At 63.8% G+C, this 25,687-nt stretch carries 18 protein-coding genes and 6 pseudogenes; 19 read left to right on the top strand and 5 right to left on the bottom strand.

Annotated elements, in window-relative coordinates; genetic code table 11:
• Positions 1-2 precede the first annotated feature (2 nt).
• The 8 genes and pseudogenes from R0232_RS42630 (at position 3) to R0232_RS42595 (ending at position 8,664) form a co-directional block, all read left to right on the top strand.
• Positions 3-1,499, top strand: coding sequence for a M81 family metallopeptidase (locus R0232_RS42630; protein ID WP_431513393.1), 1,497 nt, complete (start codon positions 3-5; stop codon positions 1,497-1,499).
• Positions 1,500-1,538: 39 nt separating this feature from the next.
• A pseudogene (locus tag R0232_RS42625) lies at positions 1,539-2,251 on the top strand (LysR family transcriptional regulator); the annotation flags it as partial.
• A 1,200-nt stretch (positions 2,252-3,451) separates the two neighbouring features.
• Positions 3,452-4,492: a response regulator transcription factor gene (locus R0232_RS42620; protein ID WP_431513392.1), complete on the top strand. Its 1,041-nt coding sequence runs from the start codon at positions 3,452-3,454 to the stop codon at positions 4,490-4,492.
• A 54-nt stretch (positions 4,493-4,546) separates the two neighbouring features.
• Positions 4,547-4,972 carry a hypothetical protein gene (locus R0232_RS42615; protein WP_431513391.1) on the top strand — a complete coding sequence of 142 codons (426 nt, stop codon included), beginning with the start codon at positions 4,547-4,549 and terminating at the stop codon, positions 4,970-4,972.
• A 16-nt stretch (positions 4,973-4,988) separates the two neighbouring features.
• Positions 4,989-5,324, top strand: coding sequence for a hypothetical protein (locus R0232_RS42610; RefSeq protein WP_431513390.1), 336 nt, complete (start codon positions 4,989-4,991; stop codon positions 5,322-5,324).
• 143 nt (positions 5,325-5,467) lie between these two features.
• Positions 5,468-6,765 (top strand): annotated as a pseudogene (locus R0232_RS42605) (amidohydrolase family protein).
• A gap of 21 nt (positions 6,766-6,786) precedes the next feature.
• Positions 6,787-7,394: pseudogene (locus R0232_RS42600) on the top strand (DUF3363 domain-containing protein); the annotation flags it as partial.
• 349 nt (positions 7,395-7,743) lie between these two features.
• Positions 7,744-8,664, top strand: coding sequence for an alpha/beta fold hydrolase (locus R0232_RS42595; RefSeq protein ID WP_431513389.1), 921 nt, complete (start codon positions 7,744-7,746; stop codon positions 8,662-8,664).
• Between the two features lie 148 nt (positions 8,665-8,812).
• Here R0232_RS42595 and R0232_RS42590 read toward each other — a convergent pair whose 3' ends face one another.
• Positions 8,813-9,439: a TetR/AcrR family transcriptional regulator gene (locus R0232_RS42590; RefSeq protein ID WP_431513388.1), complete on the bottom strand. Its 627-nt coding sequence runs from the start codon at positions 9,437-9,439 to the stop codon at positions 8,813-8,815.
• 335 nt (positions 9,440-9,774) lie between these two features.
• Here R0232_RS42590 and chrA point away from each other — a divergent pair, with 335 nt between their 5' ends.
• A complete protein-coding gene (gene chrA / locus R0232_RS42585) occupies positions 9,775-11,130 on the top strand; it encodes a chromate efflux transporter (protein WP_431513387.1) in 1,356 nt (451 codons plus the stop codon).
• 419 nt (positions 11,131-11,549) lie between these two features.
• On the opposite strand, the pseudogene R0232_RS42580 reads toward chrA, so the two are convergent.
• Positions 11,550-11,789 (bottom strand): annotated as a pseudogene (locus R0232_RS42580) (integrase core domain-containing protein); the annotation flags it as partial.
• A gap of 5 nt (positions 11,790-11,794) precedes the next feature.
• Here R0232_RS42580 and R0232_RS42575 point away from each other — a divergent pair.
• Positions 11,795-12,619 (top strand): annotated as a pseudogene (locus R0232_RS42575) (IS3 family transposase); the annotation flags it as partial.
• Between the two features lie 84 nt (positions 12,620-12,703).
• Here R0232_RS42575 and R0232_RS42570 read toward each other — a convergent pair.
• Positions 12,704-13,483, bottom strand: coding sequence for a GntR family transcriptional regulator (locus R0232_RS42570; RefSeq protein WP_431513386.1), 780 nt, complete (start codon positions 13,481-13,483; stop codon positions 12,704-12,706).
• A gap of 155 nt (positions 13,484-13,638) precedes the next feature.
• Between R0232_RS42570 and R0232_RS42565 the strand changes: the two genes are divergently transcribed.
• The 9 genes from R0232_RS42565 (at position 13,639) to R0232_RS42525 (ending at position 23,472) form a co-directional block, all read left to right on the top strand.
• Positions 13,639-14,529, top strand: coding sequence for a dihydrodipicolinate synthase family protein (locus tag R0232_RS42565; RefSeq protein WP_296739092.1), 891 nt, complete (start codon positions 13,639-13,641; stop codon positions 14,527-14,529).
• 38 nt (positions 14,530-14,567) lie between these two features.
• Complete coding sequence (locus tag R0232_RS42560) at positions 14,568-15,548, top strand: Bug family tripartite tricarboxylate transporter substrate binding protein (RefSeq protein ID WP_431513385.1); 981 nt, start codon at positions 14,568-14,570, stop codon at positions 15,546-15,548.
• 153 nt (positions 15,549-15,701) lie between these two features.
• Positions 15,702-16,700, top strand: a complete 999-nt coding sequence (locus tag R0232_RS42555) for a dihydroxyacetone kinase subunit DhaK (protein ID WP_431513384.1) — start codon at positions 15,702-15,704, stop codon at positions 16,698-16,700.
• On the top strand, positions 16,700-17,296 hold the full coding sequence (locus R0232_RS42550; RefSeq protein WP_431513383.1) for a DAK2 domain-containing protein: 597 nt from the start codon (positions 16,700-16,702) through the stop codon (positions 17,294-17,296). The genes R0232_RS42555 and R0232_RS42550 overlap by 1 nt, the downstream gene beginning before the upstream one ends.
• Positions 17,297-17,350: 54 nt before the next feature.
• Positions 17,351-18,223, top strand: a complete 873-nt coding sequence (locus tag R0232_RS42545) for a branched-chain amino acid ABC transporter permease (protein WP_208509521.1) — start codon at positions 17,351-17,353, stop codon at positions 18,221-18,223.
• Between the two features lie 10 nt (positions 18,224-18,233).
• The gene (locus R0232_RS42540) at positions 18,234-20,060 is read left to right on the top strand and encodes a branched-chain amino acid ABC transporter ATP-binding protein/permease (RefSeq protein ID WP_431513382.1); all 1,827 of its coding nucleotides are present in this window, start codon (positions 18,234-18,236) and stop codon (positions 20,058-20,060) included.
• Between the two features lie 78 nt (positions 20,061-20,138).
• Positions 20,139-21,269 carry an ABC transporter substrate-binding protein gene (locus R0232_RS42535; RefSeq protein ID WP_431513381.1) on the top strand — a complete coding sequence of 377 codons (1,131 nt, stop codon included), beginning with the start codon at positions 20,139-20,141 and terminating at the stop codon, positions 21,267-21,269.
• A gap of 26 nt (positions 21,270-21,295) precedes the next feature.
• Positions 21,296-22,045, top strand: a complete 750-nt coding sequence (locus R0232_RS42530) for an ABC transporter ATP-binding protein (RefSeq protein ID WP_431513380.1) — start codon at positions 21,296-21,298, stop codon at positions 22,043-22,045.
• 20 nt (positions 22,046-22,065) lie between these two features.
• On the top strand, positions 22,066-23,472 hold the full coding sequence (locus tag R0232_RS42525) for an FAD-binding oxidoreductase (protein WP_431513379.1): 1,407 nt from the start codon (positions 22,066-22,068) through the stop codon (positions 23,470-23,472).
• A gap of 183 nt (positions 23,473-23,655) precedes the next feature.
• Here the strand turns inward: R0232_RS42525 and R0232_RS42520 are convergent.
• A pseudogene (locus tag R0232_RS42520) lies at positions 23,656-23,887 on the bottom strand (IS3 family transposase); the annotation flags it as partial.
• 191 nt (positions 23,888-24,078) lie between these two features.
• Positions 24,079-25,671, bottom strand: coding sequence for a tannase/feruloyl esterase family alpha/beta hydrolase (locus tag R0232_RS42515; RefSeq protein ID WP_431513378.1), 1,593 nt, complete (start codon positions 25,669-25,671; stop codon positions 24,079-24,081).
• Positions 25,672-25,687: the final 16 nt, after the last annotated feature.

The following is a 25,687-nucleotide window of genomic DNA, read 5'->3' as shown; positions in this document are numbered from 1 at the left end:
CCATGCGCGTACTGTCAGCAGGGTTCAAGCACGAAACCAACAGCTTCGCCTCTCACCGCGCCGACTGGCCGGCGTTCGAGCGCGGTGACGCGTTCCCGAAGGCCGTTCGTGGCAAGGCGATGCTGGACATGATTTCCTCGGTGGACGTGTCCGCCACCGGTTTCGCGAGCTACGCCAGAAAGAAGGGGTGGGAACTCGTTCCAAGCCTGTGGTGCGGGGCGGTTCCGTCGTCGTACGTGACGGACGACGCCTTCGAGAAGATCTGCGAAGCCATCACCGCCGATGCGCGCAAGCTCGATTTCGACGCGATCTATCTCGAACTGCACGGGGCGGCCATGTCCGAGAGCTGCGACGACGCGGAAGGCGAACTGCTCGCGCGGCTGCGCACGATCGTCGGACCGTCGATGCCGATCGTCGCGAGCCTCGATCTCCATGCCAACGTCACGCGCGCCATGCTGGCCCATGCGGATGCATTGGTCGCCTTTAGGACCTATCCGCACATCGACTACGTCAAGACCGGCGAACGCGCCGCGGTCCTGCTCGAGCGATTGCTGCTGGGTGGAGGAAGGGAGTCACAGGCTTCGAACCGCCTGCCGTTCCTCATCTCGATCAATGTTCAGGGCACGGCAAGCGAGCCGGCCAGGGGCTGCTACCGGCTGATCGAAGAAATCGATGCGCGTCTTGGCACGGTCTCCAGCTTCTGCATGGGATTTCCGGCCTCGGACTTCGAGGAATGCGGACCGGTCGTGTGGTCTCATGGAGCGCGCGCGCGGGAGGCCGTCTCGCTCCTCGTCGATTCGATCGCCGAACCTTCGCAGTGGCGGCTGTCCGCCAGATCGGCGCGCGAGACGGTGGACACGGCATTGACCCGGGCGACGTCGAGCCAACGGGCCATCGTCATCGCGGACACGCAAGACAACCCCGGCGTCGGTGGAACGAGTTCCACGACCGGCGTGCTGCACGCCTTGCTCAAGGCCGGCGCGGGGCGCGCGTTTCCCGGACGGGTGGCGTTGGGCGTGCTCTATGACCCGGAGGCCGCGGCATCCGCGCACCGCGCCGGCATCGGGGCAACCATCCGATCCACCCTCGGCGAGTCGGTGCACACGCCCACGGGTCCCAGCGAGCCACCCGTGGTTGGCGACTTCAAGGTTGTTGCCCTGTCCGACGGCATCACCACCTTCAAGGGCCCGAAGATGACGGGCTTCCGGACCCGTCTCGGTCCCACCGCATGCCTCGAGGTCGATGGCGTCCTGGTCGTCGTCTCCAGTGCCAGGATCGGCGCTCAGGATCGCGAGCTGTTCCGAATGGTTGGTATCGACCCGGAGACCATGAAGATCATCGTCGTCAAGAGCTCGCATCACTTCCGCGCGGATTTCGAGTGTGTCGTGGAGAGTCCCGAAGAAGACATTCTTTTCGCGATCGCACCGGGCATGTTCCCCATCGATCCGGCCGATCTTCCGTGGAAGAAGTTGGCCGCTGCCACCCGGCTTTCTCCCTGAAGATCGATTGCTGCCACACGCTCGCGCCGGCGCCGAAGGATGGATGGTGCTCCCGTGCGAAGGGGCGGCAGCCCGCGCCCTAGGTTCACGGCTGGCTATCTGAACGCACTCAAGGCCTTCGAGGCCGCGGCGCGCCACCAGAGCTTTTCGGCGGCAGCCGAAGAACTCAGCATCACGCCGGCGGCGGTCGGCCAGCTGGTGCGCAGCCTCGAGTCGTGGCTGGGAGGCCGCTCTTCATCCGGGCGACCAGCGGCACCGCCCGCCTGGTGCTCACCGATGCAGTCCGCCGCGCGCTGCCCGACATTCGCAAGGGCTTCGACCGCCTGGGCCTGGGCCTGGGCAGTGCGCAGCTGAAAGACGCGTCGCCGAATCCCACGCTCACCGTGACGGTCAGTCCGGCATTCGCAGCGAAGTGGCTGCTGCCGCGTCGATCGGTTCCAGGGCCGGTATCCGGAGACGGATCGACTGCTGGACGCCAACACGCGGACCATCGATTTCCTCGCCGAGCGCATCGACATCGGCGTGCGCTAGGGAGGGGGACGCTGGGGGGGACTTGCGGCCATCAAGCTCATGGACGAGCGCGTCTACCCCGTCTGCTCGCCGGCATTGAAGGGCTCGCGCAAGCCCGCGGATCTGGCGAAATGCCGTTGATCCACGATCTCTTGATGCCCGCACGCTCGAGATTTCCCACCTGGCGCAGCTGGCTTGACGGCACGTCGCTCGATGGGGCACAGACAACGCATGGCGTGCGCAACACTTTTTTTGCGACTACTGCCACCCCGATGCAAGCAGGATTGATCGTACGTACGGTTGGCAACAAGAAGGCTGGAAGCCGTTCCTTGTCAGCCTCGTCTTCGACTACACGCCACAGCTTTTGAGGGTGAGTGGCAGCATTTCCGCCGCCGAGGTTGAACTCTACATTCTGAAGGCGCCGCTAAACGGCTCCAGTGGCGCGCGCGACTTCGTCCTGGGCTCCGTCATTCAGTCCAAAAAAACGCCTCGTGGGGACTTCGAGCTTTCCATGTTCAGCCCGAACCTGCGACCCAACTATCTCATTGGCTATCTGTCCTCGATCGTTGCGCTTGACGCCGCTTCAATTCAAGCTTCCCTGAGACCGCGGAGATGACGGTTTCGGTCTCCGAGGGACGGCTAGGCGCCCCCTAGACCCGAGAGTCATCTCTACAACCCGCTCTGGGTGATCAGCATCTGCGATACCTGGAGAGGCACGTCGCTCTTGTGCGCGAACGTCGTTAGCTCGGCCATACGAACGAGTGCCCAGCCAGTTCCTGTGTTGGGCAGTCCATCGCGTTTCAGATTCAGCGCGCAAGTGCTTTCAAGGTGATCTGCCACATTGGCTCGCGGCACGCAACCTCCTAATGGCGGGCGACGACGGCCAATCACGCCACCACGAAGCTCCTCGCTCAGAGCAGACCACCCTCCACTATCTCGTTTTTCAATACTGCAAATCCGCCAACTCGCTTGTGCCGATAAACCTCTCTCAGAACAATCCCGGCGAGAGCTGATTGACCAGCCTAGATGTCCGACATGAAGGCCAGCTCGACCATCGGCATGCCCGCTTCTCGGCACCGATGGTCGATGGTCGATGGTCGATGGTCGATGGTCGATGGTCGATGGTCGATGGTCGATGGTCGATGGTCGATGGCACCCAGTACCGCGATCGGCTTGTGAGTTCGCTTCCGAGTCTGGGTGGAGATCCTGGCTGCTTGCGCTCTGAATCTCCAGAACATTCAACCTAGGAAATTCAAAACAAAACTGCTCAACAATCAAAGAGAGCGAAAGAGAAATTAAATATCTTCAACTCAATTAACAAGTTTTTCGGGCATAGGGCATCTGCCCTATATCGATCAGCAACGCCATGACGCATAGTTGCGAAGACCTGGCGTAACAGACAAACAGCGGCGCAGGGCACGCATTAAAAAATCGGGAGAGCCATGAGTCAAGACAACGCTGCCTCAATCGCGGAATTCCTTCTGAAGCTTTATAGCTCAGCGCAAGGGAAAAGCGTTGCCCTCTTCCCCGAGTTCGCCATCGAGGAGCTCAAGCGCTTTGTAGATTTTGACATGGCGCTCTTCGGCCTCATTCGCCCAGCGCCCGCAATCCCTGCCGGCGTGCATTGCTCATGGACGCACATCCACCGCGAGCCAACCAACATGGTGGAAGAGTGGCTGACCCTCTGCTCCGAAGACCACGTTCTTCAGAACATGAAGAAGGAACTCGGCCGTGTTCGCTCTTATCACGTTCCCACAGTTTTCAGCAAAAGGGAAGATGCCAAGATTCTGGATTTCGCCCTCAGAACCCGTCACATCAATCTTGCCGCCGTGGCGAACAGCTATGGCGCTAACGGGCTTTGCGGAGCGTTTTCCATCCGTCGCGCCGATACCACCTGGAAGTTCTCCGACGGGGAAAACTCGCTCGTGCAGTTGCTCTCCCCCCACATTTGGGAAGCCATCAGGATCAATCGAACGATCATGGCCGGCAAGGTTCAAGGCCTTGGTTCGGAGCCCGTTCGAGGACTTTGCGTATCTGACGACAAGGGGACGATAGTTTTTCAGGACAACTCCTTTGAGCGCTTGAGACAAATCATGTTTCGAGACTCAAGCACCTATCGACTACCCGAGATTCTTGCGAAATCTCTCTTGCACGAAAAAAAGCAAATCCTAGAAGATGGCCGAATGCTCTTTACCTGCAAGAGCGTCGCAAATCTCCGATTCATCACTGCAACCTTGACGTCTAGCCTCCACAAGCTCTCTATTCGAGAGAAAGAGATAGCAAAATTCTTCGGAACCGGACTTACACATGCAGAAATAGCAGACGAGTTAAGGATCTCTGGCTCTACGGTACGACGCCACATAGAAGCCGTCTACAAGAAGCTGGAGATACGAAATAAGTCCGATCTTTCGTTTCTTATTCATACTTCACAGGACAGGTGTGTTGAGCACGTATTGTCGGCGTTAGAAGCTGCCGTCATTTGAATGAATTGATCGAAACCCCGAACCAAGAAGTCCGATCCACTAGAAAGAAGGAAAATGAAACTTCGAATCCTTGCGCTCTCCCTGATCCTCGTCGCTGCTGCAAACAATTCGTTTGCAAAAGATTGGGAATGGAATTACGAGATGGGCCGCGGCGGCACCAGTCCTGCGAGTGGCACCCAGCGCCCCACCAGCGGCAAGAATGTGGCAGAGCTGGCGCAGCAGAAGGATGGCAGCTACGAGTTCCGTATTCGCGGCAACACGGCGCCTGCCTGCTACAAGAGCTTCAAGACGGCCCAAGTGGAGGAGACGGATTCTGCCCTCACGATCACCCCCGAACCCCTCTTCGGCAACTGTGAGCGCATTCGACTCGTGGTGAAGAAGGATGGGACTGGCGGGGTTCAACAGCAGCTCATGGGCAAGAAGCCAAATCAAGCTTGGCAGGACGAAGAAGTCCAAGCCTACGACCTGACGGCCAGGTGAAAGACAAGGAGACAGTATGTACGTCGTTCGCGGGAGCATTGATTCGCTTGGCGCCATGCGCGCACTGAGCGACGGTACGATCGTCTACGAATGGGTGCGCTTCAGGACCGACACGGAAGTGTTTCGCCTGGGCAAAATCACCGTAGGCCACGGACTTTCGAACTTCGTTTACACGGGCTCGGTGGGCACCTTTGCCCTCCACCAGATTTTCATTTTTCCGTACACCACCATCATTGGCTTCCAAGCTGGCCACATTGAAGAGGTGGAGCCGATTGGTTGGCTCTTTGGTCCTGGCCGCGAGGCGATTCACAGGGCTCTCCAGGCCGCCAATACGGCGAAACAGCGCGCCTGATCGACCGATGCGCTCCTTACTTCCCCCTGTCCGTCAAAGAGTTGACCCTCTACGGAGGGCTTTTTCATTCGCATGGCCGATATGCCGGAAGTGCCCGTCTTGGGCCGCGGACCGGGCGAAATGCACCCTGATTCACGATATCGATGTCCGCGCGATCCGGCTTTCCCACTTGGCGAAGCTGGCTCGACGGCATGTCGCTCGATGGGGTAAAGACAACGCATGGCCTGCGCATCAACAACTCGGCCGCGGTGCTGCAAGCGGCGATTGATGGAATGGGCGTGGCGCTGGGCCGAAGCGTGATGGTGCGGGACGAGCTCGCGGCCGGGCGCCTACTACGCCTCTTCGGCGAGAAAGGCAGCGTACCCGCGCTGGCCTACTACGCGGTCTACCGGCCGGAAGCCGAGGCGATGCCGCAGATCGCCGCATTTCGTGACTGGCTGCTCGAAGAGGTTTCGGGCCTTCAGAGATGTCGGTCCGCTGTCTCGTGGGCGAGGCATGGAACACCCTCTCTCTACCAGAGCCGCAAACCCTGCGCGCTCACCATCCCTCGCAGCACCGCTCCTGCCGGTAGCCGCCCCCAGGTCGAGGCTTCGAAGATACTCCCGCCGGCGGCAAGCGCGCCGGAGACCACCAGCAGCACTGCCGGCATCAAGATGTTTGCTGACGGTGAAATGACGCTCAAGTCGGCCTGCATCAGGGAGGTCTACGCCGACGATCCGCACAACTACGGCATGCTCGCCACCGATCCTGCGGTCTACAAGGAGAACGTCCGCTTGGCCAACCGCTATGGCTGGCGTGTGGGAACGCACGTGGTGGGCGACGCGGCCGTCGACCTGGCGCTCGACGCCTACGAAGCGGCGGACAAGGACAAGAGCCTCAAGGACAAGCGCTTCATACTGATCCATGCGAGCCTGATCACATCGGAACAGGTGCGGCGCGCCAAGAAGCTGGGCACGCGCATCGACGCGCAGAACATCTTCATGTGGGACAAGGCGGCCACGGTCGAGCGCTTTATGGGGCCCGCGCTGACCAATCGCGCTGTGCCCACCAAGGTGCTGCTGGACACGCTCGGCTTCGAAGCCACGGCCGCGGGCACAGACAACCCGGTCAACATGCTCAATCCCTTCGTGGGGATGTACATGCCGGTCACCCGCAAGGACAGCGCGGGCGTGTCTATGGTGCGGACCAGGCCATCACGCGTGAGCAGGCCCTGCGCCTGTACACCAACTCGGGGCCCTACTACACCTTCGCTGAGAGCAAGAAGGGCTCGAACGAGGTCGGACGCTTTGCGGACATGGTGGTGAAGTCTGCCGACTACCTCAGCGTGGCGGATGAGCAGATCAAGGACATCGTTCCAATCAAGACCATCGTGAACGACAAGGTGTTTACGAAACGAGCAAATGACCTCCGCGCTCGGAAGCGAGGCACCGGCCGAAGATAGAGCAGTCGGTCGCTCACGCGGCGCCGTTCGCGCATCGTGGGGCGTGAGGTCGAAGGCGTCTGGCGCGTGCCTGCTGACCTGGCCGAGCGAGGCCGCCAGTACGACGCGCAGCGGTTTGGTGGCGATGTGGCGGTAAAGCTGAAATCGCAATTTCCGATCGAACGACAGACCCGCGTGATCGGTGCTACTTGGCTCGACCAGCAGTTGGTCGGACGCGGTAAGGGGTTAGGCGACTGGGCATTGGGGCTGAGATCAAGGACGGGCTGCGACAGCGCGCCGACTTCCTGGCCGAGCAAAGACTGGGCGAGCATTGCAGGCAGCGCGTTGTCCTCGCGCGCAATCTGCTGGCGACGCTGCGCGGGCGCGAGCTGGCGCAGGCCGCGAAGGACATTGCCGCAGAAACCGGCCTGGAGCATCGGCCCGTGGCGGAGGGGCAGCGTGTGGCCGGCATCTTCCGGCGCAGCGTCATGCTCGCCAGTGGGCGCTACGCGATGCTTGATGATGGAGCTGGATTCTCGCTGGTGCCGTGGAAACCGGTGTTCGAACAGCGCTTGGGTCAGCGCCTTTCTGTAACGTTCTGGGGTGGCGGCGCGACGTGGACGATCGGTCGGACGCACGGGCATGGTATTGGACAGGCGAGACCGAAGGAGGGCGCGCCCTTGGCGAAGGTTTTGGAGCAAGAGGCGCAACATCTGCAATGCACTGCCCTCCAAAACGGGCAGATTCGCACGTTTCCGTTGACCGTGTAAACGACATCGTTTACAACGTCATGGGTAAACGAATACGTTTACCTTGCTCGCAGGCCTTTTACGGAGGGCTTGCGGTGCCATCCCTGTTTCGCGTCGAGGATTTGCGAACTCAGCGACACGACGCGCACTTCGATGCACCAGAACGCGAACTCCATCAACTTTTCATAGGAAAAAATTTATGCCAACGCGTCGTTCCTTCGCAGCGACCCTCCTCGCTGGTTCCGCGGCCATGCTTGTCAACAACACAACGTCGGCCAAGGCCAGGGCCGTCACCGCGAACAAAACCTCGGCGTTCTCGACGCGCTATCGGACGGTAGATATTGACGGTGTTTCTGTCTTCTATCGCGAAGCCGGAAAGCCGGGTGCTCCTGTTGTTCTCATGCTGCATGGCTGGCCATCGTCATCGGCGATGTTCCGTGGTCTCATTGACGAACTCTCCGCCAAGTATCACGTCTTTGCGCCTGACTATCCTGGTTTTGGAAACAGCGCCATTCCCGATCACGCGAATTTCAAGTACACATTCGACAGCCTTGGCGACGTGATTGGAAAGTTCATCGACAAGGTCGGCATCAAAGAGTACGCCCTTTATGCGACTGACTTCGGAGGGCTGGTCGGATACCGCGTGGCGATGAAGTCGCCGAATCGCATGAAGGCACTGATTGCCCAGAACAATCCGCTGTTCTTCGCCGAAAGCCCCTGGTTTGGCCCAATAGTTCCGTACTGGCAGACTGGTTCTGCCGACAGCCGCCAGAAGGCCGCCGAGCACTACCACACCCTCGACGTGGTTCGCGGGCTCTACGTCAATGGCGTCAGCGATCCGTCCGCCATCGACCCCGAGCAATACCAATCGGAATACGCGATGCTGCTCCGCCCCGGTGCCGCAGACGCCTCGCTGGACCTGCTCTACGATGTCCGCACAAACGGACCTGTCCTCCAGAATGCTCAAAGCTATCTGAAGGCACAGCAGCCGCCGACCCTCATCGTGACCGGGAAAAACGACATTCTGTTCAGCGGAGAAAACCAGCAGAAGTATCTGACCTTGCTGCCCAAGGCCGAACTCCATTTGCTCGACAGCGGCCACTGCGCGCTGGCTGACAAGAGCGAAGAGATTGCCAGCAAGGCGCATACCTTCTTGGGGCGCGTCCTCTAACGCGAGACGCGATTGCTGCATCCCCTTTTCACAGCGAAAGGGGGCAGCTGATCAACCCTGACGCATTTTTCAAGTGAGCTGGTCTTAAAAAGTCAGCCGTCAAGTTTGGACAGGCGAGGCTTCTCTCGTGAGCGAGCGTTGCCCGGTTCTAGTGCTTCCCTTTGCTGTCCGTACGTGGAGCCAGTGCGGCACTCTTGAGCACCGCTGCTGCGGTTTCCTTTGCCAGCATGAAAGGGGAGGGGTCGTCCACGGCATGTGAAAGCGCCAGTGCACCCTGGAGAATCAGGTTGAGCTGCTTCGCAAGGATCTGCGGCTTAGCGAAGCCCGCGCGCTTGCATAGCTCAAGGAAGCGAGTCTCGCCACGCGAGCTGGCGAGTATGCCGAGCTTCACGATGCCGTCATGCTTGCCGGCAAATTCCTGTGCTGCCTTCATCCCGAGGCAACCGCGAGTGAGCATTCGACCTGTGACCTTGCGCACGTCGAAGAACTCGACGATCTGCTCGCGCGGATCGCTGATGTCCGCGACGGGATCGAACAGCTCTTGGATCACCACTTCGCTGTAGAGGTGAAGCACGGCTTCGATCAGGACTTCCTTGCAAGGAAAGTACTTGTAGAGGGTGCGCTTGGATATGCCGCTCCCGGCCAGCGCAGCTTCCATTCCCGTCGCGTGGAAGCCGTCTTCGTAGAAACGCTGGAAAGCAAACTTCACGATCTCAAGCTTTTTGCCCGAGACCTCGATGTCTTGGTCTTTCACATCGCTCGCTGAATTTTTCATGCGGTCGTTATAGCAGACTCCGCTGAAAAAGTAAACGAACTCGTTTACAGCGCAACCCAAAGTAAACGACATCGCTTACAAGCGCCGGTTGCTCTGGCAACCAGCATTCGCTTTGGATGAGGGAACTTCGCAGCTATGGAACGTGCTTCGTAGCGTCTGGCGAACTCACCTTGACACTCGGCAGGATTTGTCCGCTTGATTGCAAGGGGGCGCATGGCTAAAGCTGCCAGAGTCGTCGAGGCTGTTACGATCGCCGCATCGGGAACACAGCCTCCCGGCCTCTCGGGGTAGACGGTGTCCGTCCAAGCGCTGGCGACCTTGCCGGAGCTTCGTCCGTGGACACCGCCTTGCCCGAACCGTCTTCCCAGGCCCCTGCGCCTGTTACCTTCGCCGAAGCCTTTCGCTTCTGGCTCAAGCTGGGCTTCATCAGCTTCGGCGGCCCAGCCGGGCAGATCGCCATCATGCACACCGAGCTCGTCGAGCAGCGTCGCTGGATCAGCGAGAAGCGCTTCCTCCACGCCCTCAACTACTGCATGCTGCTTCCAGGCCCTGAGGCGCAGCAACTAGCGACTTATATAGGCTGGCTCATGCACCGAACTGCGGGCGGCATCATTGCCGGCGTCTTGTTCGTGCTGCCATCGCTTTTCATCCTCATCGCGCTGTCGTGGGTGTACATGCGCTTTGGCCATGTGCCGGCGGTGGCGGGCATCTTCTATGGCATCAAGCCCGCGGTGGCGGCACTGGTGCTGCACGCGGCCCATCGCATCGGCAGCCGAGCGCTGAAGAACCGTTGGATGTGGGGCATCGCCGCTGCTGCATTCATCGCCATCTTCGCTTTCGATACCCCATTCCCCGCCATCGTGGCAGTGGCGGCGCTGATCGGCTGGCTCGGTTCTCGCTGGGTACCGGGTGTATTTACCCTGGGAGGAGGACATGGGGCCGCCGAGAAGCGCTATGGCGCGGCGCTGATAGATGACGACACGCCCACGCCAGCCCATGCGCGCTGGTCTTCAGCTTTCATGGCAAAGGTGCTCGCGGGCGGTGTGGGCCTTTGGGGGGCCGCTGTTGCCGGGCTGGTAATGTTCCTGGGATGGGATCAGACCTTGACGCAGATGGGTCTGTTCTTCACCAAGGCCGCGCTGCTGACCTTCGGCGGCGCCTATGCCGTGCTGCCTTACGTGTACCAGGGCGCCGTGGAGCAGTACCACTGGCTTACCGGGCCGCAGATGATAGACGGCCTTGCTCTGGGCGAGACGACGCCCGGACCGCTCATCATGGTGGTGGCCTTCGTCGGCTTCGTAGGCGGCTGGCTGCAGCAGGCGCTGGGGACTTGGGGACCGTTCGCGGGCGGGGTGGCCGCGGCCACGGTCGTAACCTTCTTCACGTTTCTGCCGTCCTTCGTGTTCATCCTTGCCGGCGGCCCTCTGATCGAGGCCACGCACGGCCGGCTGGGCTTCACCGCGCCGCTGGCGGCGATCACGGCCGCAGTGGTGGGCGTGATCCTGAACCTAGCGCTTTTCTTCGTCTACCACGTCGTGTGGCCGCAGGGCTTCACGGAGCGCTTAGACGCGGTGGCCGCCGCCATCGCCGTAGCAGCAGCCGTCGCCCTGTTCCGGTTCAAGGTCGGCGTCATGCCGCTGCTGGCCGCCTGCGCGGTGGTGGGGCTGGCGGTCACGCTGCTGCCGCACTGAGCTTGTACCGACACCGCGTCGACGGGCTGCTTGTCTGGCACAACCCCGTCGAGAATGGGCGCAGACGTGACCAACTCGATGCGATGCTCAGGGAGGTCGCACAGCAAGGCGTCTTGGTGAGCACGTACCAGGATGCCATCCTGCGACTGGGCACCAAGGACGTGCTGCTGGACGTGCGCGACTTGCCCCTTGGCAGCGACGTGGTGCGCGTGGATTCGCTCGATCGACTTGCAACAGAACTACCCGGACGGCTGCGCACGGGAGCGCGGGTACTCAAACAGTATCGCGGCCATGGCACTCGGGGTGGCCTCTTGCTCCACAGGTTGGTAGTCCCAGCCCAGCGCGTCGGTCAAGAAGCGTTCCACCAGAGGTGGATGTCGCCGACGCCATGATCTTGCCCCCGTATTTCAGGACCCGGGCTATTCGCAATGTGGCGCCTGCTCGATCTGAGCAAGGCGCTGAGCGGCAGCGCGATGCTGCCTGAACTCCCTGTGTGATTTCATCTTCAATGCCGAGTGCGGGTGCACCTCGTTGTAGTGCTCGAAGGCGGTGGCCATCTGCGCCATCACCGTTCTCGAATCGGCAAGGTCCATGCGGCTGATGTAGCCGCGCTTGAGCGTGTTCACGAAGCTCTCGGCAATGCGGTTGCTCTGGGGGCTGCGGCTTGCCAGAGCTCCTTGTGCAGTTGGGTCTTGCGCGCAGCTTGTCCTTCTACCATCGGGCCCGTGCAGCGGTGGGGACAAGTACTGGAGGTGCGGCAATCAATCACCGACATCTTTGATGTCGAACCTCCGCTGCTATGGCTACCGCAGGCTGAAGGCATCGCTGACCAGGCAGGCCGTCGCGATCTCCGAGAAGGTCCGTGCAGCGGTTGATGAAGCAGGAAAGCCTGATTGTTGCAAACCCGAGGAAGCGAAGGCATGCGTCTTAGCTTGGCGAGATCGGTCTAGTGCCTGAGAACCTCATCGACCGCGACTTCCAGGCCGGGGGCCCCAATGAGAAACGGCTGACGGACATCACGGAGTTCCAGATCCCGGATGGGAAGGTGTACCTCGCGCCCATCATCGACTGCTTCGATGGAATGGTCGTCAGCTGGACCATTGGGACCAGTCCGGACGCCGAGTTGGTCGACACAATGCTGGATGCAGCCATCGAGACAATGGCGGACACAGCCGATCGGCCCGTAATCCATTCCAGCCGAGGAGGCCACTACCGCTAGCCGGGCTGGCTATCAAGAATGAGCGACGCGAAGTTCTCCCGCTCGATGTCTCGCAAAGCATGCTCACCTGACAACGCAGGTTGCGAGGGCTTCTACGGTAGGCTCAAGAACGAGTTGTTCTATCCTCAAGACCGGAAGAACGCCACCATTGAGCAATTCATTGAGGCGCGCGACTTGTACGTCCGCTGGTACAACGAGAAGCGGATCAAGATCTCTCTTGGCTCTCTCAGCCCCATCGAATTCCGGGTGAGTCTTGGATTTGCGGCATAAACCAGTCCAAGTTTTCATCCGCCCCCTGGCGCCGTCGGTATTTGTCCAAACTGCCTTGCGTGCCGATGCATGGGTACCGGCGACTTAAGGACGCAGGCCGTTTGCCCCCAAGGTCTGGAAACGGTACGACGGCTCCTGCCCTGCGAGCAGCATGCCCGCAAGCACCCTGTGCTTGGACTGTTCGATGTGCGAAATCATTTGGGCGAGCGCTGCGTCGAGGTCCCGCGACGCAAGCGCATGCAGGAACTCCAGGTGCTCGCGCATCGCGGGCACGACCTGAACGGGCCTCATCGAATCAGCGTCGTAACGGATCAGCCGGACGTGCAGGCTGTTGACGCGGTAGATCTCCGAGAGGATCTCGTTGCCGATCGTGTCGACCATGAGATCGTGCAGGCCCCAGTCGACGGCCTGCGCGTCGCGCTCCAGCGTCGCGTCGGGCTGGGGCTGCAAGGCGCGCTCGAGGATGGCTTCATGGCTCTCGATCAGCTTGGCCAGCGTTTCGGGGCTGGCCACGCGGGCGAAGTTGATCACCGCCTCGCGCTCGACCATGGCGCGCACCTGCCATGCGTTGCGGATCAGCTTCATGTCGACTGAGGCGATCTGCAATCCGCGCTTGGGCACCGTCTTGATCAGACCGGCAGCCTCCAGCCGCGGTACCAGCTCGCGAACGGCCGCCAGCGGCATCTCCAACAGCTCCATCAGCTCGCGCTGGGAAACGAACTGCCCGGGCCGGATCCGCGCATCAATGATCTGCTGGCGGAACCCCTCGTAGGCGCGGCTGCGCTGATTCACCGGCTCGCCCTCGCCACCTGGGGGCGAGGGCTTCGTGGTGGGCTCGGACGAGGCTGCGGCGGGAATGTTCATGGGGTCATCGTAAGCGGCTTGCATGCCGTCGAGCACATTGTCAACGATCTAGGGTTAACACTAACATTCTTCTAACATGTTAGTCAGCGTATAGTTAGATACCAGCGCGACAGCAGTCGCGTCTTCAATCACAGCATTCCGAACGGAGCAGTTCCATGGGTCTCGATCTCACCGGCGTCATCCCTCCTCTCGTCACTCCTTTCACCGCCGACGGCAGCATCGACGAGGCGGCCTACCGCAAGGTCATCCGCTTCAATCTCGACAAGAAGGTCCACGGCGTATGCCCCGGCGGCAGCACCGGCGAAGGCCACACCTTCACCGTCGACGAGTTCAAGCGCGTCATGGAAATCACCGCCGCCGAAGTGGCAGGCCAGGTGCCGATCGTGGCCGGCATCATCTCCAACAGCACCCGCGACGCGATCAACCGCGCCAAGGCGATCGCGCATCTGCCGGTCGCCGCCCTGCAGGTCACGCCCGTGCACTATCTCTTCAAGCCGGACGAGCAGGCCACCCACAACCACTTCAAGGCCCTGACTGAGGCGGTCGACACGCCGGTGGTGATCTACAACGTGGTGCCTTGGAACTACCTGAACCCGGCCCAGATGATCCGCCTGATGAAGGAGCTGCCCGGCGTGCAGGGCATCAAGCAAAGCCAGGGCGACCTCAAGCTCATGGCCGACCTGCTGCTCGGCGTTCCCGAAGGCTGCAAGGTGTTCTCCGCCGTCGATGCCCTGCTGTACTCGTCGTTCGCGCTCGGCGCCCACGGCACCATCGCCGCCACACCCGCGGCCCTGCCCGGCGTCTGCGTGAACCTGTGGAACACGGTCCAGGCCGGCGACCACGTCAAGGCGCTGGAAATGCACAAGTCGATGCTGGCATTCTGGAACGCGCTGGTCGGCGACAACCTGCCTGCCAACATCAAGACCTCGATCACGCTGCAGGGCTGCGAAGCCGGCCTGCCGCGCGCGCCGATGCCGGCCACCGGCGAGGAGCAGCGCAGGAAGATCGAGGCCGCGATGGAAGACGTCCTGCGCTTCGACGCCTGAAGCGGGCCCCGCAAACAAGAAAGACAGGAGACATGAACATGAGAATCCAGCGTCGGCAGATCCTCGGCATGGGCGCCGCTGCAGCCTTGGGAACCACGCTGCTGCCGGCCGCGTGGGCACAGGGCTTTCCGGCCAAGCCGATCACGCTCGTGGTGCCCTTCGCGCCGGGCGGCAACACGGACATCGTGGCGCGCACGGTCGCCGTCGCCCTTGGCAAGGTGCTGGGCCAATCGGTGATCGTGGACAACCGCGCAGGCGCAGGCGGCTCGATCGGCGCGATGCAGGTCTCGCGCTCGCCGGCCGACGGCTACACGCTGCTGCTGTGCGGGGCCGGCGTCATCGTCACGGTGCCGGAGATGGTCAAGACCAGCTACAGCCGTGCAAGCTTCGCGCCGCTGGGGCTGGTCAACAAGAGTTCCATGGTGCTGCTCGCGCGCAAAAACGAGACCCGCTTCAAGAACTTCAAGGAGTTCGCCGCCTATGCGCGCTCCGGCGACGGCAAGGTCACGGCGGCGCACTCCGGGCCCGGCACGCCCAACCACCTGGCGCTGCTCCAACTCGAGAGCCTGCTGAAGGCGAAGTTCACGACGGTCAGCTACAAGGGCTCCGGACCCGCGCTGGTGGACGTCATCGGTGGCCAGGTCGACGTGCATTTCGACCAGGTCACCAGCTCGCTGCAGCACATCAAGGGCGGCGCGCTGCAGGCGCTGGCGGTGCTGGGACCGGTGCAGGACCCTTCCCTGCCCGGGGTTCAGACGGTCGCGGAGCTCGGGTTCGGCGACATCGACGGCACCACCTACGTGGCCGTGCTCGCACCGGCGGGAACACCGAAGGACATCCAGGACAAGCTGGCCGCGGCGCTCGCGCAGGCCGTGAAGGACCCGCAGACCGTGGCGAGCGCACGCGAACTCGGCAGCGTCGCGCTCTCGAGCACGCCGCAGGAGTTCGCGCGGATCCTCGATGCCGAATACGCGCTGGCCACGCAGGCCACGCGGGACGGCCGCCTCAAGGTCGACTGAAGACCGCGCTTCCTGCGCATCGCGGGCCGGGTGCCCGCCAATGCGCCGGAAGCCCTCGCAGATTCATCCATTCGCACGGTGCGGCCTGGCCGCCACCGGCGCACGGACGCGCCCGCACGCAGGGGCGCTCCACAGAGCAAGGCAGACAGCAACGTGAAGAAGATCCTCAACGACCCTCAGGCCTACGTCGACGAAATGCTCGACGGACTTTGTCTGGCGCATCCGGAGCTGGCGCGACGCGGCGAAGGCGGCCGCGTGGTGGTCAGGCGCGGCGGCGCCGTCGCTGGCAAGGTCGGCATTGTCACCGGCGGCGGTTCGGGCCACCTGCCCGTCTTCCTCGGCTACGTGGGCGAAGGCCTGCTGGACAGCTGCGCCGTCGGCAATGTGTTCGCCGGACCACGCATGGACGACTGCATCGAGGCGATGCGCGCGGCCGACGGCGGTGCCGGCGTGCTGCAGCTGTACGGGAACTATGGCGGCGACCGCATGAACTTCGAGATGGCCGCCGAGATGCTCGAACTTGAGGGCATGAAGACGGCATCGGTACGCGTGTCAGACGACGTCGCGAGCGCACCGCCCGAGCTGCGCGAGAAGCGCCGCGGGGTGGCAGGCCTCGTGCTGGTCTACAAAGCCGCCGGCGCCAGGGCGGCCGCGGGCGCGACGCTCGATGAGGTGGCCGCCACGGCGCGCAAGGCCGACGCCGCCTGCCGCACGATCGGCGTCGCGCTCACGCCTTGCGTGGTGCCGGAGTCCGGCAAGCCCTCGTTCGAGATCGCCGACGACGAAGTGGAGTTCGGCATGGGCATCCACGGCGAGCCGGGCATCTGGCGCGGTCCGCTCAAGACCGCCGACGCCCTGGCCGACGAGATGCTCGCGCGGGTGCTGCCCGAACTGGCGGTCTCGCGCGGCGACCATCTGGCACTGCTGGTCAACAGCCTGGGCGCCACGCCGTCCGAGGAGCTCTACATCCTCTATCGCCGCATCGCGACCGTGCTCGCCGGGCGCGGCGTCGACATCGCCTTCTCGCTTGTCGGCCGCTACGCCACGTCGATGGAAATGGCCGGTGCCTCCCTCAGCGTGATGAAGCTGGACGCCGACCTCGAGGCGCTGCTGGCGGCGCCCGCAACCTGCCCGTTCTGGAGCGTGCGCTGATGCTCGATGCCATCGTCCTGGCCCGCGCGGTGCCGCGCTGGTGCGCCGCCATGCATGCCGCCGCCCCGGAACTCAACGCCCTCGACGGCCGCCTCGGCGACGCCGACCTGGGCGCCACGCTCGACAAGTGCGCCACGCTGATGGAGCAGGCGCTGCCCGGGCTGCCCGACTCGCTCGAAGGCATCTTCAAGCGCTGCGCGCAGGCCTCGGCGAAGGCCTCCGGCTCGAGCTTCGGCACGCTGCTGACCGTCGCGCTCATGACGGCCGGCAAGCACTGTGCCGGCAGAGAGTCGCTCTCGACGCAGGACGTCGCGGCGCTGCTGTCCGAAGTGATCGCGATGCTGTCCGCGCGCGGCGGCGCCGCCCTCGGCGACAAGACCGTGCTCGACGGGCTGGATGCGATCCAGCGCGCCCTGTCCGGTGCCGCGGCCGACGCTCCCGCCCTCGCGCTCGCCGGCGCGGCGGTGCGCGAATCGCTCGATGCATTCCGCGACAAGCCCAACCGCATGGGCCGTGCCCGCATGTTCGCGGACAAGACCATCGGCCTGGACGACCCCGGCATGGTCGCGCTGCAGCGCATGGTCGACACGCTCTGACGGCACCCACCCGCGCCCCTCACCAAAGAAAAACGAACACGGAGACAGAACGAAATGCTCGGACAAGTGATCGTCAGCGGCCTCGCCATGGGTTGCATCTACGCGCTGATCGCGCTCGGCTACGCCTACGTCTGGAACACGATGGCGATCGTGAACTTCGCGGCCGGCGAGTTCCTGACCTTTTCCGCGTTCGTCTTCGTCGCCACCTTCACGACGAGCATGCACCTGCCCTTCTGGCTCGCCGCACTGCTGACTGCCGCGGTGATGGCGTTGCTGGGGGCACTGTTCTCGCGGCTCGTGTTCGCCCGGCTGCAGCGCCAAAAGGCGCTGGTGGCCATCATCGCGACCGTGGGCTTCGGCATCTTTCTCAAGGAGATGGCCCGCATCATCTACGGGCCCGAGCCGCTGCTGTACGCCAGCCCGTTCGGCGACGGCGTGATCGACGTGGGCGGCCTGCGCATTCCGGTGCAGCAGCTCGTGATCATGGTCGTCGTGGTGCTGGTGATGGTGCTGCAATACCTGGCCCTGCGCTACACCACCATCGGCAAGGTCATGCGCGCCACCGCGCTGGATCGCGAGACCGCCCAGCTCATGGGCATTCCAGTCAACCGCGTGCTGGCCGGCACGTTCGCGTTCTCCTCGGTGCTGGCCGCGCTCGCGGGCATCCTGCTTGCGCCGCTGTTCTACGTGACGACCGAGATGGGCACGCTCGTGGGGCTGAAGGGATTCGTCGCGATGATCATCGGCGGCTTCGGCAGCGTGCCGGGTGCCATCCTCGGCGGCGTCCTGCTCGGGGTGATCGAGAACGTCGGCGCGTTCACCATCTCCTCCACCTACAAGGACGCGATCGCGTTCGGCGTGCTGCTGATCTTCCTGCTGCTGCGCCCGCAGGGGATCCTTCCGGAACGCAACGCCGACCGCGCCTGAGGAGTCCATCATGCACAACAACACCTGGATGCGCTCCCTGGCGTGGGTCGCCGTGCTCGCCGCGCTGGCGCTGCCGATCGCACTCGATCTCAACATCTACTACCTGCACGTGCTCAACCTGGCGTGGATCTTCGCGATCGCCGCGCTGGGCCTGCAAGTGGCAACCGGCATCACCGGGCAGATCGTGCTCGGGCAGGCCGCGCTCGTGGGCTTCGGCGCGTATGCCACGGCGCTGCTCATGATGAGCGTGTCGCTGCCCTGGTTCGTGGCGCTTCCCGCCGCCATGCTGCTGAGCGCCGCCGTGGGCGTGTTGCTGGGCGCGGTGAGCACGCGCATCAAGGGCCATTACCTCGCCATCGTGACGCTCGCGCTCAACGAGATCTTCCGCATGGTCGCGCTCAACGAAGAAGCCCTCACCGGCGGGCCGATGGGCATGCGCGACATCCCGACGTTGAACATCCCCGCGCTGGGCGATCACATCGACAAGCAGCTCTACTTTCCGCTGCTCTTGCTGAGCCTGGCGGCCTACGCCGCGATGGTCTGGCTCCAGCGCTCGCGCATCGGACGCGACATGCGTGCGGTGCGCGACGACGAGATCGCCGCCGAGGCCATGGGCGTCGATTCGCGCCGCGTGAAGACCATCGCCTTCGCGGTGTGCAGCGTCTGGGCCTCGCTGGCTGGCGGCCTCTACGTCCTGCTGGTCGGGTTCGCGGCACCAAACAACTTCACGGTCTTCGAGAGCATCAAGATGATGTTGATGGTGGTGCTCGGCGGCCTGGGCTCGATCGCCGGCACCTTCCTTGGCGCGGTGGTGATCACCGTGCTGCCCGAGGCACTGCGCGGCCTCCAGACCTATTACCTGGCCGCGTTCGGCATCGGCGTGGTGGCGATCCTGCTGCTTGCGCCGCGCGGCCTCGGCGTGGTCGGCGACTGGTTGCTCGGCGCGTTCCTGACGGGCCGGCGCGATCCGGTGGGCGAAGCACCCGCCGCGCCGCTGAACCTCGGTGCGGCCGCCTGCGCCGCGAGCGCAGCCTTGGCCGGCCGCACGCCGGTTCCCGTGAGCGGCGAGCCCCTGCTCCAAGTGCGCCGCGTGTCGCGCAGCTTCGGCGGCGTCAAAGCCCTCGACGACGTCGCGTTCGACGTGCGCCGCGGAGAGATCCTCGGGCTGATCGGCCCGAACGGGTCGGGCAAGTCGACCATGATCAACGCCTGCTCGGGCACCGTGAGCGTGGAAGGTGGCATCGAACTGGCAGGCGAGCGCATCGACAACCATGCGCCATGGTCGATCCACGCGAAGGGCGTGGCCCGCATCTTTCAGAACGTGCGGCTCTGGGAATCGATGACGGTGCTGGAGAACGTCATGGTCGCGTGGCGGCCGCCCGAGGGCGCGTCCGGCCAACGCGAAGCGCTCTGCCGCACGGCGGCGCTCGAGGCCCTGAACAGCATGGGCGTCGCGCACCTCGCATACCGGCGCGGCGGCGACCTGTCCTTCGGCCAGAGCCGGCTGGTGGAGATGGCGCGCGCGATCGTCAACAGGCCCCGCCTGCTGCTGCTCGACGAGCCTGCGGCGGGACTGCGCGGCGGGCTGATCCTGGAACTCGCGCAGATCCTGCAGCACCTGCGCGCGCAGGGCATGTCGATCCTCGTGGTGGAGCACCGCATCAAGCTGGTCATGAACATGTGCGATCGCGTCGTGGTGCTCAACCTGGGCCACAAGATCGCGGATGGCGCGCCGGCCGAGGTCATGAACACGCCGGCGGTGATCGAGGCCTACCTGGGCGAACGCGTGCCCGAAGAGGCCGCGCCCCCCCTCACCGCCCAGCCGGTGGCGGGCTGAGCCGCCGGCTATGCGCCCTCCCCGTTTTCGTTCCCTCTTAGATCAATGCGCACCGCGCCATCCACTGGAGATAAAAGCATGAAGAAGACTACCGTTCCCTCGTCACGCCGCGCATGGATCGCCGCAGCGTCGCTCGCGCTCTCACTGCCCGCGATGGCCGATGCGCTCATCGGCGTCTCGCTGCCGCAGACGGGCCCCAAAGCGCTCGTCGGACGCAACTTCAAGCAGGGCGTGGAGCTCGCGGTCACGGAGATCAACGCCGCGGGCGGCGTGCTGGGCAAGCCGCTGGAGGTCGTGTTCGAGGATGACCAGGGCGACAACCCGAACGGCGCGATCAACGCGGTGAACAAGCTGATGCAGGTCAGCAAGGTGCCGGTGATGATCGGCCCGCACTACTCGGTCACCCAGATGGCCACGCAGAAGACCTACTGCAACGGCAAGGTGGTGTCGCTCACCGGCGGTACCTCGGTGGCCATCACGCACAGCGGCTGCAACTACGTGATCCGCACGCGCTCCGACGACGACGTGCAGGCCAAGGCGCTGATCGCCTATGCCCAGAAGGAACTCAAGGCCGGGGAGAAGACGGCCATCTTCTATGCCAACGACGACTTCGGAAAGTCGGGGCAGGCGCGCGTGGTCGCCCAGATGGCTTCGCTGGGGCTGAAGCCCGTCGCCGTGGAAAGCCACAACCCCAGCGACAAGGACTACTCGGCGCAGCTCGCCAAGCTGCAGAAGGCCGGTGCGGAGCTGGTCATCCTGTGGGCGCACGACACGGATGCGGCGCTGATCCTGCGCCAGGCCAAGCAGTTCGGCCTGCCCTTCAAGTTCGCGGGCGCCGTGCTGTCCGAGGAAGCGTTCCTCAAACTGGCCGGCAGTGCCGCGGAAGGCTCGATGAGCGCCTCCTACTTCGTGCCGACGGATCCCAACCCCGCCGTACAGGCCTTCGTGAAGAAGTACGAGGCGAAGTACAGGATGGCGCCCGACGTGTGGTCCGCCACCTACTTCGACGCGACCATCCTCGCCGCCAGGGCCATCAACGAAGCACGGTCCCCCGACGTGGAGAAGATCCGCGAGGCGTTCTCCAGGGTGAGCTACAGCGGCCTGCTCGCGGACTACAAGTGCGACAAGGCCGGCGACTGCAACCGACAGGTCAACATCGTGGAGATCAAAGGCGGTCAGCCGGTCGTTCGCTCGGCGGTGAAGTTCTGAGCCCCGGCGCAGCGAGGAACCCCATGATGCAAGCAGACCTGCCGCGTGCCATGGTCACCGAGCGGCCCGAACTCGAGCTCTCGCACGTCGACGTGTTCTACGGCAAGGTGCAGATCCTGTTCGACCTGTCGATCAGCGCCTATGCGGGCCAGATCGTCGCGGTCATCGGCGCGAACGGCGCGGGCAAGTCGACCACCCTGAACCTGATCGTGGGCCGGCTGAAGGCCGGCGCGGGGCGCGTGGAGTTTGGAGGCCGTGACATCGGCGCGCTTTCCGTGGAGCAGATCGTCGCATCGGGCATTGCCTGCGTGCCCCAGCGGCGGCGGATCTTCTCGACACTGAGCGTCAAGGAGAACTTGGAGGTCGGCGCTTATGTGCGTCGGCGCGACAAGGGCGCGGTCAGCGCCACGCTGGACGAGATCTACGAGCTTTTCCCGGTGCTCAAGCACAAGGCTGGGGAAATGGGCGGCGTGCTGTCCGGCGGCGAACAGCAGATGCTGGCGATCGCACGCGGCCTGATGGCCGGTCCCCGCATCCTGCTGCTGGACGAACCGTCGATGGGCCTGTCGCCCAAGCTCACGACCGAGATGTTCCTCGACATCCGCCGCATCGCGCGCGCCGGGCGCACTGTCGTGATCGTCGAGCAGAACGCATTCGCTGCGCTGAGCGTTGCCGACCACGGCTATGTGCTCGAAGGCGGGCGAATCGCACTCGAAGGCTCCGCCGCGCAGCTGCTGCACGACGACCATGTGCGGGACGCTTACCTCGGGGCCTGATGCGCCCCCCACAACAGACCATGTCCTTCCACCAGACACTTGCCCAGACCGCTGCCGCGGTCGAATCCCTCATGCCCGAGTTCCGGGCGATCTTTGAAAATCGCGCCGTCACGTCCGCGGCGGTACGCGCACACCACAGCCATGGTGAGGGCCTACCGGACCCCGGCCAGCCCGACGTGGTCCTGTTCCCCCTGAACAACGAGGAAGTGGCGGCCGCCCTGAAGCTGTGCCACCGTGAGGCGGTCCCGGTCATCGCCTTCGGCAGCGGCACATCGATGGAAGGCCATGTCGCGGCGATCCACGGCGGCGTCTGCATCGACGTCTCGCGCATGGACCGCGTGCTCGAAGTCTCCACCGAATCGATGGACTGCCGCGTGCAGGCGGGCGTAACGCGCGAGCAGCTCAACGAGCACCTGCGCGCCAGCGGACTTTTCTTCGCGGTGGACCCCGGCGCCAACGCATCGCTGGGCGGCATGGCCTCGACGCGGGCCTCCGGCACTGCCGCGGTGCGCTACGGCACCATGCGTGAAACCGTCATGGGCCTGACGGTAGTCACACCCGACGGACGCATCGTGCGTACCGGCACGCGCGCGCGCAAGTCGGCATCGGGCCTCGACCTGACACGGCTGTACGTCGGAAGCGAAGGCTTGCTGGGAATCATCACCGAGGTGCAGCTGCGCCTTTTCGGCCTGCCGGAGCACGTCACAGCGGCCGTGTGCCAGTTCGACAGCCTGCGCGCCGCCATGGACACCGTGATCGCCACGCTGCAGCTGGGCGTGCCGGTCGCGCGCATCGAGCTTCTCAACGAAGTACAGATGGACGCCTGCATCCGCTACTCGAAGCTCGACGAATTCGAGCCCCGCCCCACCCTGTTTATCGAGTTCCACGGCAGCGAAAGCGCCGTGGCGGAACAGGTCGCGACAGTGGAATCACTTGCGCTCGACAATGGCGGCAGCGGGTTTCGTTACGCCCACCGACCCGAAGACCGCTCCAGGCTGTGGAAGGCGCGGCACTCCTGTTACCATGCCAACCTCGCGATGCACCCCGGCTGGAGCTCCATGGGTACGGACGCATGCGTACCCATCTCTGCGCTGGTGGAATGCATCACCGAAACCGAGGCCGCCATCCGTGAAAGCGGCCTGTACGCGCCCATCGTCGGCCACGTGGGCGATGGCAACTTCCATCTGGGCATCATCTACGACGACAACGATCCTGCGGCACGGGGCAAGGCGGAGGCCCTGGCCGAGGACGTGGCGCTGCGCGCGATCCGCCTCGGCGGCACCTGCACCGGCGAGCACGGCGTCGGCCTGCACCGCATCGGGCAAATCGAGATCGAGCATGGCGAAGCCATCGATCTCATGCGCGACATCAAGCGCGCACTCGATCCGCTCGGCATCATGAACCCGGGGAAGATGCTGAGGATGTAGCCACCTTGCGAACGTCCAACCACGGCTAGTGTGCTCTCCCTCTGGTAGGCCAGCAAAGTCGATGCGGTTCCTTAAGGATCGAGTCACCTGTGGCAGTCCATGCAAAGGGCCCGGACGATGCGGCGCAGGATGGCTTCTCGATAGAACATGGAATGGGCTGCTGCCGGTCTCATAGACACCGACCTAAGCTTTTTGAGCTTTCTCGAACTGTATCGGGCTGACGTAGCCGAGCGTCGAATGACGACGCGTCGGGTTGTAGAGCCGCTCGATGTAGTCGAACACATCGGCGCAGGCCTGTTCCCTGGACCGAGACACCTTTCTGGCTGTGCGCTCGGTCTTCAATGAACTGAAGAAGCTCTCCATGGCCGAGTTGTCCCAGACCTCGCCCCGCGCGGCTCATGCTGCAGGTGATGCCTTCCGCCGAAGTTGCGCACTTCGGCGGCCAGAGGGTGCGAGAAATCAGCAGGAGGACACCGTATCCATTGAATGCACAGCGCGTGTCGAATCCTTCCCGCGCCACCCAGAACGGGCGACGCGCGTTCTCTTCGCGAATGCCTTCACAGATCAGCCTATGCCAACACTGCTGCGTACACAGCGCCACTAAGCCTAGCTAGGTGACGTGCAGGTGAAGCTGGACGCCGCGTCGGGATCGCCGGTGCCGTTGTATTTTGGAAACTGCGGGTGCCTGCACATCGGCCGCTGCATGCCCTTGCCCGGCTCGACGCTGCGCGTGGCCACGATCTCGTGGGCGCTGGGATGGGTGCCAGTTTCGATCCAGTCGAACATCGGGGTGATGAGGTCGACGCTGTCCGGGCCCTTGCCGCCTGCCGGCGTGGCGGCGCAGTGGTCGTTGCCTGCCAGCACGTAGTACTCGACGAACCGGTCGGCCGCGGCCTGCCCGCCCGCTGCGGCGACGACCTTGCGGTAGTAGTCCGTGGTGTTGTTGTGCGTGATCAGCCAGTCGGTGGTGCCGTGCATGAGCAGCATCTTGCCGTTGCGGGCCCGGAACCCGCTCAGGTCGGGGTTGACTGCATCGATCAATCGGGCGAGGTGGTCGAGTCGGTTCGTGTACTGCAGCGGGTCGACGTTCAGCGGGTCTGCGGACGGGTCTTGCGCCACGAAGTACTTCATGTAGTCGCCGCCGAGAATCTGAAGCGTGGTGCCTCCGATGGCCTGCCACGATGCGTCGTCGGCGGTCTCGCCGCCGACATAGGGAAAGGCCGGCCATGTGTAGCGACCACCCGCCACGTCGGTGGGCTCGTACAGGACCTTGGCGGACGCCAGCTGCGCATCGGTCAGGCAAGAGTCTGCGTCGGCGCCCGTGCATCGGAGCTTGGCCAGATCGGGCTTGCAGGCCTCGGGGTGGCTGATGATGCCGTCCTTCAGGCCGTCGAGTGCATCGCATTGGGACTGCATGAAGTTCGCGAGGGTCTTGACCTTCGGGATGCTCAGGCCCGCCTCGGGCTGGGCCAGCTGCTTGAGTATTTTTTGATACCAGAGGAACTGGCCCGTGTAGGCATTGGCCGGGGCGCGCGCGATCACGCCGTCGAACAGATCGGGATGCCGTTGCGCCTGGATCAACGCCTGACGCCCACCGCCCGAACAGCCCTCGTAGACAAACTTCGAGCGGCCGACCGATTCGCCATAGCGCGAGCGGAGCACGGCCTTCGCCGATGCAAGCACCTTGGGCACGGCACCGTCTGCGTAGTCCTGAAGCAACTGGGGGTCCATAGCGAAGGAGCCATTGGGATGCTTGGCCGCATCGTGTCCATGGTTCGTCGCGATGGTCGCGTAGCCGCTTTCCGCGACGCCAGGGCTGTAGGCGCTGGGGTAGATGGCGCCGTCGAAGCCGCCGCCGCCGATAAACAGGACACGCTGGTTCCAGCTGCTGGGCAGCTTGACTTCGAAAGCGAGTTCCGGCGGCATCTCGCCGCGCACGGTGCAGGTCTCCGGCGTGGTGTCTGTCTGGGGCGTCAGCGTCGCCTGCGTGATCGTGGCGCCTTCGAAGGCCCGGCTCAGGAAGCTGTTGCACACAGCCTGCGCGCTTCCGGCACCGGACGGGAACAGCGCGGGTGGCGAGTTGCCACCACCGCTGCCGCTGCCGCCGCAGGAAGCAAGCAGCGCCGCAGCAGCCACCACGGACCACGAGGTGATGCGCCGGTGGGTGTCGCGTCGGCATGTGAGAGGGGCCATCTTCATTCTTTGTCTCCTTGTT

Source organism: Variovorax sp. DAIF25 (assembly GCF_050711835.1).
Taxonomy (GTDB): Bacteria; Pseudomonadota; Gammaproteobacteria; order Burkholderiales; family Burkholderiaceae_C; genus Variovorax.
This window is presented reverse-complemented; position numbering and strand designations above follow the sequence as displayed.